8 protein-coding genes are annotated in these 13864 nt (G+C 48.0%); all 8 read right to left on the bottom strand.

The window, feature by feature from the left end:
- Positions 1–62: 62 nt before the first annotated feature.
- Positions 63–1373, bottom strand: a complete 1311-nt coding sequence (locus tag ACE3MQ_RS12355; protein WP_379392912.1) for an ABC transporter substrate-binding protein — start codon at positions 1371–1373, stop codon at positions 63–65.
- Positions 1374–1482: 109 nt separating this feature from the next.
- A complete protein-coding gene (locus ACE3MQ_RS12350) occupies positions 1483–3219 on the bottom strand; it encodes a cache domain-containing sensor histidine kinase (protein ID WP_379392911.1) in 1737 nt (578 codons plus the stop codon).
- Positions 3220–3322: 103 nt separating this feature from the next.
- The gene (locus tag ACE3MQ_RS12345) at positions 3323–4168 is read right to left on the bottom strand and encodes a carbohydrate ABC transporter permease (protein WP_379392910.1); all 846 of its coding nucleotides are present in this window, start codon (positions 4166–4168) and stop codon (positions 3323–3325) included.
- The gene (locus tag ACE3MQ_RS12340; protein ID WP_379392909.1) at positions 4165–5118 is read right to left on the bottom strand and encodes a carbohydrate ABC transporter permease; all 954 of its coding nucleotides are present in this window, start codon (positions 5116–5118) and stop codon (positions 4165–4167) included. The genes ACE3MQ_RS12345 and ACE3MQ_RS12340 overlap by 4 nt, the downstream gene beginning before the upstream one ends.
- 661 nt (positions 5119–5779) lie before the next feature.
- On the bottom strand, positions 5780–7777 hold the full coding sequence (locus ACE3MQ_RS12335; protein WP_379392908.1) for a methyl-accepting chemotaxis protein: 1998 nt from the start codon (positions 7775–7777) through the stop codon (positions 5780–5782).
- Between the two features lie 688 nt (positions 7778–8465).
- On the bottom strand, positions 8466–10469 hold the full coding sequence (locus ACE3MQ_RS12330; protein WP_379392907.1) for a methyl-accepting chemotaxis protein: 2004 nt from the start codon (positions 10467–10469) through the stop codon (positions 8466–8468).
- A gap of 509 nt (positions 10470–10978) precedes the next feature.
- Positions 10979–12394 (bottom strand): argininosuccinate lyase, encoded by a 1416-nt coding sequence (gene argH, locus ACE3MQ_RS12325; protein ID WP_379392906.1) that lies wholly within the window; start codon positions 12392–12394, stop codon positions 10979–10981.
- Between the two features lie 200 nt (positions 12395–12594).
- Positions 12595–13830 (bottom strand): argininosuccinate synthase, encoded by a 1236-nt coding sequence (locus ACE3MQ_RS12320; protein WP_379392905.1) that lies wholly within the window; start codon positions 13828–13830, stop codon positions 12595–12597.
- Positions 13831–13864: the final 34 nt, after the last annotated feature.

The raw sequence follows: 13864 nt of genomic DNA, 5'->3' as shown, positions 1-13864 counted from the left end.
TGATAATACGTCATGCCCGATAAGCTGTTAAGCCTCTCAGGCATGACGTTATAATTTAGACCTTATTCGTACTCTTGCGCGGCCTTTTTCAAGGATTCATAAGCTTTCTCTGGCGTTGTTCTGCCGAAGCTCAGCTCATCGCGCACGAGCGGGAAGTCTTTATCGATGAAGTTCACCCAGCCTTCCGGCCCAGTCGTAAAGGTTTGCCCATCTGGAGTCGTTGCATCGATCAGCTTCATGCCGACTTTCTCGCCTTCCGGAAGGTTAGGAATCAGGCTGGCTGCGATCGTAGCATTGGCAGGTACTCCGCGAGCTGTTCCAAGAACTGCTCCTGCCTCCGGATCATTGATGAACCAGTCGATAAACTTCGCTGCTTCTTCTTTATGCTTGGAGTTTGGCGACAAGCTAAGGAACATGGACGGTTTCAACCAGCCTCCCGCTTCCTCGGCCCGCGGCATAGTTATAAGATCAAATGCCCCTTCTTTCATGCTATCCCATGTCGTGTAGTTGTTCGAGAAAGAATATCGGAACAATACTTTGCCGTTAACCAAAAGGTCAGCCGTCGGATCCATTTCCTTATCGGATGCGTTCAGATCCGCTGGAGGTACAAGTCCCTCATTGCGCAGCTGTTCGAACTTTTTCGTCCATTCCAGGAACGTCGCTTCATCGATGTTGAATTTACCGTCATCCGTAATCAGCGTTCCTTTGCCTTTGGCATAGTGATAAGCACTAAACATGAAGTAGTTGCCGGCATAATCCAAAGTAAAGTATTGGCCTTTAGCCAATTTAGGCTTTACTTCCTCCGCCAAGGCGAAGAAATCATCCCATGTCCAGCCGTCCTGCGGAGTAGATACGCCCAGTTTTTCCAAGGCGGCCTTATCATATATCATACCAAAAGCAACCGATCCCAGCGGAACTCCATACTGCTTGCCATCTTTTTGGCCAATCGGCAGCAGGCTTGGCGTCAATTCATCCAATTTAACCTTGGAATCGAGCTCTTCCAATTGGTTACGTGATGTCCAATCGGAAATCCAGCCTGGATCCATTTGCATAATATCCGGTTCGTTATGCGCTGCTGCCTGCGTGGACAGTTTATCTAGGTATCCGTCCATTCCGGAGTATTCCGGCTCGAAGGTCACATGCGGGTTTTTCTCCGTGTACAGTTCCAATGCCTTCAATGTAGCTTCGTGACGCGGCTGTGAGCCCCACCACATAATCCGTAATTTTACTTTGTCAGAAGCCGAATTAGATGCGGTCGGATTATCACCCGCCGTTGCTCCTGCATTATCTTCCTTACCGCCGCCACATGCCGCTAACAGCAAGGAGCATACAAGCAATGCTGCGACAATCTGGAATCGCTTCCATTTCATCATGTTGACTTACCCCCTAAAGAAAAAATATATTGTAGTCAATACTTATCCTATCAACTCCAAGTAAATCGGAGTATAAGAGAGATGCACAATTTATTATAAAATCGTCCGATTATATTTCACTCTTTCCCGGAGCTTCTTCAAGCCGCGGAAAGGTTATCGATACAACCGTTCCCCCCTGTTCCCCCTCCGCAAGCGAAATATCATAATCCTCTCCGAAATACGCAGTGAATCTTTCCCTCACGTTCCGTATACCGTATCCGCCCTTCCGTCGACTGTTTCCTTTGTCGTTGTTAGACAGCCCGCTGCCGTCATCTATAATTGTCATGCGTACGCGCGCGCCCTCCTCTGCCACCTTGATGACGATGCGGCCGCTCTGCCTTGAATTAAAGCCGTGAATAATCGAATTTTCTACGAAAGGCTGGAGCGTCATTTTAGGAATAAATAATTGAAGCAGATTCTGGGAAGCCTGCACTTCGTATTCTAGACCGTCCTCCCATCGCAGCTGCTGGATTTCTAAATAGCATTCCACATGGGTAAGCTCCTCACCAATCGTAATGAAGCTTTCCCCATGAGACAAACCAATGCGGAACATGCGGCCCATCAGCTCCAGGATGCGGCTCATTTTATCCTGGCCCTCCGCAATCGCCATCCAATTGAGCTGATCCAGCGTATTGTACAGAAAATGCGGATTAATATTCGCCTGCAGTGCTTCAATCTCAGCCTTGCGCTGCTGCTCGTAACGCTCGGCCAGCGATAAATACAAGGCCTCGATTCTCTCATTCAGTCTGCGATAGCCTGCGAATAGAACGCCAAATTCATTGGTATAGTCGCTCGTCAGTTCCGGCTGCTCTCCCCCGACCACATAAGTCTTCATCGCCTTCACAAGCTGGGCAATCGGCTTCATAAACTGCCGGCTTAACCAGAGCGTTAATAAGAAGGCCAAAACCAATGCCCCGATGCCGATTGAAATGATCGCCCCGGCCAGCTTCACGCTGCCCGCCGTAATTTGCTCCCACGGGGTAATCTCGACGAGCATCCAGTCGGAGTCCGCCACCTTCGAATAGACGATCAGGGAATCGATGCCATGCGGCTGCGTATGCAAGCGAAAGACGCCGGACTCGCCTACGAACCGCGGATCAGACTCCAGCAATCCAGCTTCCTGCATCGACTTTCCAACGCTGAGCAATTCCCTGCCGTTCGTATCCAGCATAATCCGGTTTGAATCCTGCGAGTATCCCTCAAGCATGCTTCGGATCCAATCGGCTTTCACGTGTACGACAAGAATACCCATAAATCGAGTATTATAATAAATTTTACGAGAAAAGCTCAGTACGGACGCTTCCCCTTTAAAGGTCGAAATTTGATGCTCCTCCGACCAAGCGAAGTCGTTTTTCTCCAAGGACGAATACCAGGATTGATCTACGGCCGCTTCTAACTCGTGAAACTGAATATAGCTTTGACGGTCACCCCATTGCGGCTGTTCCAGGTATAAATCGATGGCTTGTATTTGCGGGATCGAATAAGTTAGCTGAGCAAGAGCCTGCTTAATGCCCATCGATCTCCGGTATCGGTCGAATACATCGTCCTTGCCTGACAGAAACGCAAGCAAATCGTTATCTCTGGAGGTTGTCAGAGACACCTGCTCGATCGACGTCAGCCGACCGGTAATTTCATTATTCAGCTCCTCCAGCAGCCTCTTCTGGTAATAGGACGTATTCTCGGCCAATTCGCGGGATGAGATGGCGTAGCTGATCCACACTGTGCTCGCCAGCACAAGCGTGATCAGACCGGCGAAGCAGACGATGAACAGAAGATCGATACGGTATTTTTTGAATGGATTAGTCATGAAGACGTCCCCTTTTCCATATACGTTCAACTATCTTAAAAAAACATTGAAGCTGAGCCAGCCTCAATGTTTTCTCATTTTAATATATTATGTTCCGAACTGGCTACCCCTTAATTCCCGTCGTGGCCACGCCCTCTACAAAGTACTTCTGAGCGAAGGTAAACAGCACGGTTGCCGGTAGAATGGACACGAGCGACATCGCCAGCAGTTGTCCCCATTCCGCGCCTCCCTGAGCGTCGTTGATCATCCGCAAAGCCAGTCCTACCGTGTATTTATCGACGGAATTAATGTATAAGAGATGGCCGAGGAAATCGTCCCAATTCCACAGGAAGCAGAAAATGATGACGGTAACGATGGACGGCTTCATCAAAGGCATGATGATTCTCCAATAGATACCAAACCAGTTGCAGCCGTCAATTTTTGCAGATTCATCCAATTCCCGCGGAATACCGCGAATAAACTGGATGAGCAGGAAGACGAAGAAGGTTCCTCCCGCTCCCCCCGCTAAAGCGTGGGGCACGATAAACGGTAAATACGTATTGACCCAACCGAATTGGTGGAACATCGCGTACTGCGGAATAATGAGCACCTGTCCCGGCAGCATCAGCGTAAGCATAAGCAGGGAGAACCAGAAGCCCCGCAGCGGAAAGTCCAGTCTGGCAAATCCAAAAGCGACAAGCGTACTGGAAATCACCGTCACAATGATGACTGCAATAATGAGATAAAAGGTGTTCACATAGAAATCAGTAAACGTGAATCCTGGAACCGAATGCCAGCCTTTAATGTAGTTGGACCACTGGGGCACGGTCGGGAAAAGCGATGGCGAGCTCAGCTCCTGGTTGCTTTTCAAAGAAGCACCGACCCACCAAATGACCGGATAGACCATAATCAAGCTGAATACGATAAGCATCGCGTGGCGGATCAAGCTGTTCCATTTTGACTTGGTCATTTTCTTTTCCCTCCTTGGCTCTCGGATTCGTAGAATACCCAGTATTTTGACGTAAGATTAATGACAACGGCAGCAGCGACGATCAACAGCAGCATAATCCAGGCCAATGACGAGGAATAGCCCAGCTGATAGCGGCTGAATGCCCGCTCATACAAGTAAAGCGCATACACATAGGTGGAGTTCATCGGGCCTCCGGCGGTAATCACATAAGCAGGCGTGAACACCTGGAAGGAGTTGATAACCCCCATAATGAGGTTGAAATACAGTGTTGGCGACAGCATCGGCAGCGTAATTTTGAAAAATTGTCTTAGCTTGCCCGCACCGTCCACGGCCGAAGCTTCGTAAAGGTCAGTCGGAATCTGCTTCAAGCCGGCAAGGAAAATAACCATCGAAGAGCCGAACTGCCATACCGACAGCACGATCAGCGACCAGAGCGCCGTATCGGGGTTCGTCACCCAGCCCGTGCCTGGAATGCCGAAGATGCCAAGGATTTTGTTGAAGAAGCCGTCTACGCCAAAGATGTTTTTCCATAGCAGGGAAACCGCGATACTCGCCCCGATCAAGGACGGAAAATAAATGGCCGTACGATAGATTGAAATCCCGCGCACCGCCTTATTCAGCAGCATGGCCACAAGCAGCGCAGCAATGAGCTTCAGCGGCACCGAGGCCAGCACGTAATAAAACGTGATTTTGATCGATTGAGCGAATTTCTCGTCCGCCGTAAAAATACGATTGTAGTTTTCCATGCCGACCCATTCGATCGGCTTCATTAGAGTATAGTTGGTGAAGGAATAATATAGGGACAACAGCATCGGATAGGCCGTTAACGCCAAAAACCCGATCAGCCACGGGGAAATGAATAAATAACCTGCAATGGGAGAGTCCCAACGCTTGAGAAATGATTTTTTACGCACAGGTGTCCCGGAAGCTAAAGGTGTTGTTCGTTCCATGAGTTCACTCTCCTTTTCTGTACTTTTAGTATAGATGGAGAGTCCCGGGGAGCTACAGGAGACAATTGCTCAAAATCATTCAATATTTTCAGAATATCCGAGGTGCAGTGAAATAAAAAACCGTCCGGCAATTTGAAATTGCTCCGGACGGTACTGTAGATATGGCGAATCTGAATTGAACTGCTCTAAAATTGGCACATTGGCGGATATACGTTAGTGCTTTTCACATTGGGACAGATTGGGACAGTTGATCCCCTTCACATTGGCACATTAGTGCACTTCGCACTGGTTCATTGGCGGATTTGCATCGCTGTACTTCACACTAGCACAAGTATTAGTGCTCTGGTGCTTGGCGCACGAATTAAGGCTAATATGGTCGACAGCCATCCAAGCTTGCCTCGAACCACACACCGTGCACACAGGGAGCAGTGCGCACGCAACGCCATGTCTTGATTTAACTGGATTTCTTGTGCCTATTTTAGTTCCATCACGACAGTGACGCGAAATAGCTGTACTTCGTGTATTTAAAACATCGCTTTTTAGCTTTCTCCCCTTTAAACCTCTTTTTAACTGCCAAAAATCCAACTAACAGTACATTCAGCGATAGAGTGCAGATTTTAAATACAACAAATCCAGTTATTGTGTGACTACCCCTGCAAAATTAAACTTTAAAGTGTTCGATTTTGGTCTGCATATCCGCAGCCATCCGGGCAAGTCCATCCGCAGCGGATGAAATCTCCTCCATCGATGCCAGCTGCTCCTCCGTGGCCGCCGTAACGCTCTGGAAGGAATCCAAGCTTTGCTGCGAGCTTTGCGAAATATGCTTCACGGAATTGGCAATTTCCTCTGCACTCGCCGACATTTGCTGCGTAATTGCGGATACATCGTGAATTTGCTCTGTAATATGCCGTGTCGAATCCTGGATTTGCTGGAATGCATTCTGCGCTTCCGCAGTTACGGTGATGCCGCGCTCCACGTTGCCCGTGACCTCTTCATTCATGACTGCATATACCTTCTCCGTCAGGCTGGCCATCTGCACGATTTCCTCGCCGATTTGCTCCGCCGTCAGTCTGGACTGCTCGGCCAGCTTCCGTACTTCGCCCGCTACGACGGAGAAGCCGCGTCCTTCCTCGCCGGCACGTGCCGCTTCAATGGCTGCATTCAGCGCCAGCAAATTCGTCTGTACGGCGATATCCGAGATCGCGGTGCTCATTCCGGCAATGCGAGCACTAAGCTCGTTCATCTTGTGCATCAGCTCGGCCGACTGCCCCGTCGACCGGCGGATTTCCTCCATCTGCAGCCCTACTTGATCTACCTTTTCGCTGCCATAGCTGACATCCTCCACCGTCTTCGAGGATGACTCGACGATAGCTCCCGAAGCTTCAGCGATTTTATAAATGCCCTGGGACATCTCCTCCATCGTCTTGGCGCTTTCCATCGAGACTTTTGCCTGTTTTTCCGCCCCTTCGGAGGATTCCTGCACCAGATCCACGACATGCTCGACCGTTTTCGCATTCTGCTCCGTACCTGCCGTCAGCTCTTCGCTGGAGGCGGCAAGCTGGCTGGAAATTTCGGCGACGTCCATGACCATCCCGCGGATCGAGGCGACCATTTCGTTATAATTTTCGGCCAATTGGCCGACTTCATCTTTCCGCTTGATCTGGACTTCCTCATTCAAATAGCCTTCTCCTACCCGCTTAGCCGAACGGTTCAGCTGCTCGATCGGGCGCGTCACGCTGCGAATGATCAGGAACAACACAATGCCTGAGACAACAAGAGCGATACCGAGCACTATGAAGGATGTCCACATAATCGGGGCGGTCGCTCTAGCGAACTCATTGATTTCCAGCACTCCAACAACCTTTAAGCCCGTCAGCTTATTGGTTACAACGTAGCCCCGCTGAGGATTGCCGGTCAATGGACTCTTGTAATCGATAAAACCGGACTCCATCGCCTGAATCTGCGAAATATGCTCTCCCGTAGCTTCCTCCCCGGGCTCGTACGAAGGGTGATAAGTATATTTACCGCTGCGATCCAGCAAGTATACGTACCCTTCGCTGCCGATCTCTACATTATCCGTAAATTCATTGATTTGGGTCATATTATAGGATGCCGTTATGGCCCCCTGCCCATCCGGAAGCGCCCGGCTGATGAACAGGTTGTGATTCCCCGTAGTAGCTGATTTAAAAGGATCAATGATTACTGTATTCGTCGGGTCAGCAAGCGCGGCTTTATACCAGTCTCGTTCCGTTGGATCGTATTCATGCGGCCCTGGATCAGGCGCCTTCATAAAAGCCTTATTATTGTTTCCGACAGTAAGCAGTTCAAGCTCAGGATGCTTCTCCATGAACAGCTCCATCAAAGCCTGCAGCTCGGGAGATTTGGCGTCAATTTGCTCCGCATTCATTTGCATGACCAGCTGCTCTATATTCCGAACCTGCGCACCAATGGCCAGATCCAGAGATTCGTTCATCAGCTCGACGCTGGTTCTAGCGGAATTCTCAATCTTGGATTCCAGCTCATACCTTGCACTCGTTATACTGGATACCACGATTAATAAATTTGGTACAACTAACATAATAGTAAAAACAAGCAATAAACGATTGCGAAGCGATCTGAACTCGATCATTCGGCGCAAGCTCGACCATATTTTTCCCATCTTCTTCTCTCCCTCAAGATCTTTTAGATGTACTGCTTAGTTATTGCGAATTCGATTGATTTTTCTTCCTCCTTAAGCCATCACAGCTCACCCACCTTAATGCGACTTCTGACTAGTCTCCCTGCAGCATTTAATAAGCTGATATTATTAAATCGCTTCATTCCATCCGAATATCTTTTTTCTCTGTGTTAAGCAGAGTCTCAATGCCTGCTTTTTCTTTTTCACCTAGCTCAAAACAACTAGATTTTTGCTTGAATTTGTTGAGTCAATGATTCTCTATATTTATTTTCGACAAAAAACGATAATTTTTTATACTTTTTATGAAAATATTCAGAAAAATAATGATGGTTTACTGATAATTTACCGCGCTTTCATTTGTTTTCTTCCTCGAAATGTGATTTTTGCACAAAAAATAGGCTAAGACGTAAAACGTATAGCCCTAATCGTAATCTTGTGAACCCTCATCATAAATACAACTCCTGCGGGTCAGGCTACTTGTTAATTAGAAACAAGCATTACAGTGAAAATCATTATAGTATTTTGGTAAGTATGATAGTAATTCTTTCTTATATTTTAGAAAGGTCGAGTATAGGACGACACATCCCCTACTCGACCTTTTTCTATGTGAAACATGAAATTTTTCCGTGCTATAATGCTCGCAATGAATGTAGTTACAGCTTGAAGTACTTTACAGCTTAAAGTGCTCTATTTTGGTCTGCAGATCAGCAGCCATTCGAGCTAAGCCCTCAGCAGCCGCTGAGATTTCCTCCATGGATGCCAACTGCTCCTCCGTTGCGGCAGTAACGCTTTGGAAGGAATCTAGGCTCTGCTGCGAAGTCTGGGCAATGTTGCTAACAGAACTGGTAATTTGCTGGGCACTAGCCGACATTTGCTGCGTAATCGCAGATACATCATGAATCTGCTCGGTAATATGACGGGTCGAGCGTTCAATCTGCTGAAATGCATTCTGTGTCTCGGTAGTAACACTAATACCTCGCTCCACATTATCCGTGACCTCCTGATTCATTACGGCATAGGCTTTCTCGGTCAAGCTCGTCATTTGAATGATTTCTTCTCCAATTAACTCGGCTGTCACTTTGGACTGCTCGGCCAGCTTCCGCACCTCAGTGGCTACAATAGAGAAGCCTCTGCCATGCTCGCCTGCACGGGCAGCTTCAATAGCTGCGTTCAATGCCAGCAAGTTTGTCTGCACGGCAATATCCGATATTGCCGTGCTCATGTCTGCAATTTCGGCGCTTGCTTCGTTCATACGATGCATCAGCTCAGCTGACTCTTGCGTCGAGCGGCGGATTTCCTCCATTTGCAGGCCAACCAGCTCAACCTTTTCATTGCCGTAGCGGACATCCCCTACCGTCTGGGAAGATGATTCGACGATGGTTCCCGAAGCTTCGGCAATTTTATAGACCCCCTTCGACATTTCCTCCATCGTCTTGGCACTTTCCATCGATTCTGTAGCTTGTTTCTCTGCCCCAGCAGACGATTCCTGCACCAAATCAACGACGTGCTCCACCGTCTTCGCATTCTGCTCTATACCTGCCATCATCTCCTCACTGGAAGCGGCAAGCTGACTTGATACTTCTGCAACGTCCATAACCATCATCCGAATCGAGGCAACCATTTCGTTGTAATTCCCCGCCAATTGCCCGATCTCGTCTTTTCGCTTAATTTGAACCTCCTCATTAAGATAGCCTTCTCCCACACGTTTAGCGGAGTTGTTCAACTGCTCAATAGGACGTGTTACACTTCGAATGACAATGAATAGTAATATTCCTGATACAATCAATGAAATACCAAGTACGATAAGTGAGATCCTTAAAATCGGCAGCATCGCTTTATCAAACTCTTTAATTTCCAATACACCGACAATTTTCATGCCTGTAAGTTCATTTGTTTGGACGTAATGGTGTTGATGATCGCCGGTCAATTCATCATCTACTTCCATTAATCCCGATTCCATAGATAGAAGCTGCTGAATATATTTTCCCGCAGCCTCTTCCCCAGTCTCATATGTAGGATGGGAAAGATATTTTTTGTTGCGATCAAATATGTATATATATCCTTCTTCCCCCAATTTTGCATTCTGTGTTAACTCATTGACTTTGGACATATCCAAAGATATTGTAATCGCACCTTGGCCATCTGGTAGTGCCCGGCTAATATATATATTATAATTACCGGTAGTACTGGATTTAAACGGATCAATAATTACCGTATTCGTCGGATCGGCCAGTGCAGTCTTATACCAATCTTTCGTTTCTGCATTTTCCTCCTCCTGCCCATGCCTACGATCTGGCGCTTTCATCCATGCCCCTCTATTATTTCTCACCGTTAGAGTTTCAAGCTCAGGGTTTTTCTCCATGAACAGCTCCATGAGGTCTTGTAGCTCAGGGGAGTTCACATCAACCTGCTCTGAATTCATTCTCATAACTAATTCCTCTACATTACGCATCTGTGCAACTATTGCAAGATTAAGAGCCTCATCTAGCAATTTGATGCTAGATACAGCAGTTTCCTCCATTTTAGCCTCCAGCTCATCATGGGCACTTTCAAGGCTAAATATGACAATTAACAAATTAGGTATGATTAATATAATGGCAAATATAATAAATAGACGATTACGCAATGACCTTATCTCCAACAAATGGCTAATGCTGGACCAAATTTTCTTCATGTAGTTCCCTCCGTAAAATAAAACTTCTATTTATGGTAAAGCACAATCTGACAAAAGCTGCGAGCCCCCCGTGCCTCTCATATTATCCCTCCCTTTTAAAGCCACTCTTCTCAAACCTTTCAATTTTTAAAGTTTGAATTTCGATATTCTTGAAAAAATCAATAACCTATATATCTTTCTTCGACAAAGTTTGATAATTTTTTACGAATCTATTGACATATTCAAGTAATTCATTCTCTTTTCATTTGGTTTTTCATTTGCCGTTCATTTATTTTTTAAATTTTTCCATCGTTCCTTTAATTTCTCATAGGTTTTTGATCAAATCACAACAGAGCTTGTTCGGCTTCACGGAGCACTTATCAATTTAATCATCTAAGCAAAAAAAGAACAGGCTCTGTCCAAAGGACAATTCCTGTTCTTTATACTTTTTCCTTCAACACTACTTTTTCTCTCAATTTTACGGTTTACTCAAAACTGTTATTTGATCCAGATATACCACATGATGAGTACTACTTACTCTTCTCCAAATATTCCTGCACCCATTGCCCGGTAGCCTGCAATTTCTCCTCCGCCCGGCTGATTGCAGCTGCCACTTGGCTTGTTGCCGTTCCGCCGTATACGTTGCGTGCGTTAACGACCGTTTCAGGCTGCAGTACTTCATAAATGCTGTCGTCAAACAGCGGCGAAAATTGCTTGAACTCCTCCAGGGATAAATCAAGCAAATATTTATTGTGCTGGATGCAATACAATACCGTCTTGCCGATGACTTCATGCGCCTGGCGGAACGGCAATCCCTTGTTCGCCAGGAAGTCCGCGATGTCGGTCGCATTGGAGAAATCCTTGTTCACGGCCTCGCGCATTTGCTCCTTGTTCACCTTCATCGTAGCAATCATCGGGGCAAACAATTGCAGCGCTCCCTCCAGCGTAGCTACTGTATCGAACATGCCTTCCTTATCTTCCTGCATATCCTTATTGTAAGCCAGCGGCAAAGATTTCAGCACCGTCAGCAGTCCCATCAAGTTGCCGTAGACGCGGCCGGTCTTGCCGCGCACGAGCTCAGGCACGTCCGGATTTTTCTTCTGAGGCATAATGCTGCTGCCCGTACAGAAAGCATCATCCAGCTCAACAAAGCGGAACTCGGTGCTGCTCCACATCACCAGTTCCTCACTCAAACGAGATAAATGCATCATCAGAATCGAGGCGTCTGCCAGAAACTCCAGGATGAAATCACGGTCGCTGACCGCATCCAGGCTGTTCTCATAGACGCTGTCGAAATGAAGCTGCTCAGCTACGAAATGGCGATCAATCGGGAAGGTGGTTCCGGCTAGAGCCCCCGCGCCGAGCGGCAGAACGTTAATCCGCTTGTAGCTGTCCTGCAGGCGCTCGATATCCCGCCCGAACATCGATACATAAGCCAGCAAATGGTGAGCGAACAGAATCGGCTGAGCCCGCTGCAAATGGGTATAACCCGGCACAATTGTATCCAGGTTGGCTCTCGCTTGTCCAATCAAAGCCTCCTGCAAATCATGCAGCAGTCCCACGAATTCGACGACCCGCTTGCGCAAATAAAGGTGCATGTCCGTCGCCACCTGATCGTTTCGGCTGCGGCCTGTATGCAGCTTGCCGCCAACGGATCCGATTTCCTCGATCAGGTTCTTCTCAATATTCATATGAATATCCTCATCCGAGACGGAGTACTCCAGCTCTCCGCCGCGGATTTTTTGCAGTACGGATTGCAACCCTTCTTTAATCTTCTCGGCATCCTCTTCAGGAACGATTCCGCATTTGGCCAGCATCGCCACATGCGCCAGACTTCCCTGCACATCCTCCTCGGCCAGCGCCTTGTCAAACCCGATGGATGCGGTATATTGTTCAACTAGTTTGTTGGTCTGCTTCGTAAAGCGGCCTCCCCATAGCTTGCTCACCCAATTCACTCCTTATCTGTTTCAAACCCCATACGGATTCAATCTTCTAGTTCGGTATTTCTAGCTTATTCTTATAATTCAAATCTTATCTGATTCAAACCGTAGGCCGTCTCCCATATCGTGGTTCATATGTGAAAACGGCCGCAGGTTCAGGTGGAATCATTCAATTGTTGACAGCCCATCGTTTCAGGCTGAAGCTTTTACTTGCCGCTTTGCTCTACGCCGGAGCTTACTTTCAAGCGCAGTGCATTAAGACGGATAAAGCCGGTCGCATCCCCTTGATCATAAGCTTCGGTTGGATCTGCCTCCATCGTAGCAATGTCCGGATTGTAAAGGCTGACTGGGCTTTTGACGCCGGCAGCGATGATGTTGCCTTTATACAGCTTCACGCGTACCGTTCCGGTAACGTTTTTCTGGCTTTCCGTAACAAGCGCCTGCAATGCAAGACGTTCCGGAGCGAACCAGAAGCCATTATACACAAGCGTGCTGTAGCGGGTAATCAAGCTGTCGCGCAAATTCATCACTTCACGATCCATCGTGAGGGATTCCATTTTGCGATGAGCAGCAAACAGAATCGTGCCTCCCGGTGTCTCATATACGCCGCGGCTTTTCATGCCGACGAAGCGGTTCTCAACCATATCCACCCGGCCAATGCCGTGCTTGCCGCCGAGCTCGTTCAGCTTCTCCATCACGCCAAGCGGGTCAAGACGCTGCCCATTGAGGCCAACGCAGTTGCCTTGCTCGAAATCCAGCTCCAAATATTCCGGTTGATCCGGCGCATCCTCTGGATCTACGCTGAGCAAATACATGTCCTTGCTTTCCGCTGCGCTGGCATCGAACCAAGGATCCTCGAGAACGCCGCTCTCATAGCTGATATGCAAAAGGTTGCGATCCATCGAATACGACTTCGCGGCAGACGCCGTTACCGGAATGCCGTTCTCTTCCGCGTAGGCGATCATTTCGGCACGTCCCGGGAAGCGGTCGCGGAATTCGCTTAGACGCCATGGTGCGATTACGTTAATTTCCGGGGCCAGGCCTGCGACAGCCAGCTCGAATCTCACCTGGTCATTCCCTTTCCCCGTAGCTCCGTGAGCGATAGCTGTTGCACCTTCCGCACGCGCGATTTCAACCATGCGCTTGGCAATCAGCGGACGGGCAATACTCGTCCCGAGCAAATATTGTCCCTCGTACATGGCACCGGCCTGGAACATCGGATAAATGAAGTCCTTGGCGAATTCCTCGCGCAGATCGTCAATATAAACTTTGGAAGCCCCGGTGGCCAGCGCTTTGGCCTCAAGTCCGTCGAGCTCTTCTTTCTGCCCGATATCTGCCGTGAAGGCGATGATTTCGGCATCATACGTCTCTTTGAGCCATTTGAGAATAATGGATGTATCCAAGCCGCCAGAGTAGGCTAATACGATTTTATTTTTTGCCATAATGAATGATCCTCCTAAAAGTTGGCATTGCTCA

The sequence above is a fragment of the Paenibacillus lentus genome (genome assembly GCF_042714055.1).
In the GTDB taxonomy this organism is placed as follows: domain Bacteria; phylum Bacillota; class Bacilli; order Paenibacillales; family Paenibacillaceae; genus Fontibacillus; species Fontibacillus lentus_A.
Note: the sequence above shows the minus strand (reverse complement) of the source record. Positions and strands in the feature narration are given on the sequence as shown.